At 68.2% G+C, this 1,660-nt stretch carries 2 protein-coding genes; both read right to left on the bottom strand.

Annotated features, from left to right (window positions below):
- Window positions 1-13: 13 nt before the first annotated feature.
- The gene (locus P3T29_RS32545) at window positions 14-259 is read right to left on the bottom strand and encodes a hypothetical protein (protein ID WP_280720286.1); all 246 of its coding nucleotides are present in this window, start codon (window positions 257-259) and stop codon (window positions 14-16) included.
- 97 nt (window positions 260-356) lie between these two features.
- Window positions 357-1,355, bottom strand: coding sequence for a LuxR C-terminal-related transcriptional regulator (locus P3T29_RS32540; protein ID WP_280720285.1), 999 nt, complete (start codon window positions 1,353-1,355; stop codon window positions 357-359).
- Window positions 1,356-1,660: the final 305 nt, after the last annotated feature.

The raw sequence follows: 1,660 nt of genomic DNA, 5'->3' as shown, positions 1-1,660 counted from the left end.
AACCTGCCCGAATTCAGCCCTTGTTGTAGCTGCCGCAGGTCAGGGCCTCAGCCATGACCTCGATGTCCTGGATGTCGATCATTCTGTTCACCTCCTTGTTCAGCTGCGGTGCATGAGTGGAGTGAAGGCTTTTTCGGGATTCCTTGAGCGGTCCCAGGTTTCGCCGATTTCGGCCGGTTCTCCCTGTCGATGCCTCTACTGTGCCGGTTCCCAAGGACCACTGGAAGGGCTTTGCGGTGGACGGATTCTGCAGTGGCATATCCCGTCCACCTCCACCTGGAGGAGAACGGGCCACGGAACGACGAAAGCCGCGTCCCGATGGGACGCGGATTTCGCAAGGGGGGCCGGACGGGGGCTCAGACGCGGGTGGCGGGGAGCCAACCGTTCTGGACGGCGTGCGCGCCGGCCTGGAAGCGGCTGCGGGCCTCCAGCGCCTCCAAGAGTTCGGCGGCGATGCGTCGGGCGGTACGCGGGGAGACACCGAGGCGTTTGGCGATGGCCTCGTCGGTGAGTCCCTGGAGGAGCATGTGGAGGGACTCCTGGTGCTGGCGGGTCAGCCCGTCCATGTTGCGTTCCACAGCGGCGCCCAGCCGGTTGGCGCTCTGCCAGACGCTCTCGAAGAGGGCGCACAGCGCCGCGATGGGCCCCTCGTAGGCGATGACGACCGCGCCGGTCTGGGCGTCGTTGGTGTCGAGTGGGAGGACGGCCTCACGGCGGTCCGAGATGATCATCCGCACCGGCAGGGTGGGAGCGGTGCGCACCTGTCCGCCGTGGCGGTGCAGCCAGTCCATGTGATCGAGGGTGGGCTGGTGGTTGCGAACGCTGTCGAGGTAGACGGTGCGCATGGCGATGCCCCGGTCCAGGAGCGCGGCGTTGGGGCTGCGGCTGGCTTCGAGGTCCTCGATGCTGTGGCCCCCGCCGGGCGCGAACGTCATGATCTCGTGGCGGGTGTTGGCGGCCAGCCGGGCCAGCCGGTCGCGTATCTCCTCCGGCCCGTGCAGGCTCTCGGCCCCGGCGGTGGCGCCCCGCGGATGCATCGAGGAACACTCGGCGATGAGCTGCGCGGCGGCGGCCCGGGAGGCCTCCACCTTCTGCTGGTGGGCGGCCAGTTCGGCCTGCTGGCGGGCCAGCAGCAGTTCCATGGCATCTTCGGGGTCCAGTGCACGAAATCCGATGCCTCCCCGGGACGAGGGCCGGACCAGTGAGAGGCGGCTGAGCCGGTCGAGGCAGGCGCGCAGGTCACTCTCGGGCAGCGCGATCCGCTGGGCGAGTGCGGTCACCCCGTCCTCGGGGTGGGCGAGGAGTGCCCGGTAGACGCGTTCCGCTTCGGCGTCGAGCCCCAGCAGTTCCAGCATGGCGATGCCCCCAGAGATTAGTACACGTGCGCCTGCACGGAACTATACGAAGGTACGAAGCATCCCTGGTCAGGGCCTCGGCACAGTAGCTTGATGTCCGCTTCGTCCCTGCTGCTCGCGACCTTGACGGAGGGTCCCGTGGTGGAACCTTCCACCACGGGAGACGCCACGAGGGTCGGACAAAGCGGTGAATTGCGACTATGCCGGGGCCCAGGGCTTCGGCGTAGTCGCGTGACGTCCGTTTTGTGATCACGCGAGGCCGAGGAGAGCGAGGGGCCGGGTGGCGTCGCGGGCGTTGCGGCGGA

It is taken from the genome of Kitasatospora sp. MAP5-34 (assembly GCF_029894335.1).
Classification (GTDB): domain Bacteria; phylum Actinomycetota; class Actinomycetes; order Streptomycetales; family Streptomycetaceae; genus Kitasatospora.
Note: the sequence above shows the minus strand (reverse complement) of the source record. Positions and strands in the feature narration are given on the sequence as shown.

Coding starts and splice junctions, on each gene's coding strand:
- P3T29_RS32545 (WP_280720286.1), bottom strand. CDS start 259: ATGCCACTGCAGAATCCGTCCACCGCAAAGCCCTTCCAGTGGTCCTTG.
- P3T29_RS32540 (WP_280720285.1), bottom strand. CDS start 1,355: ATGCTGGAACTGCTGGGGCTCGACGCCGAAGCGGAACGCGTCTACCGG.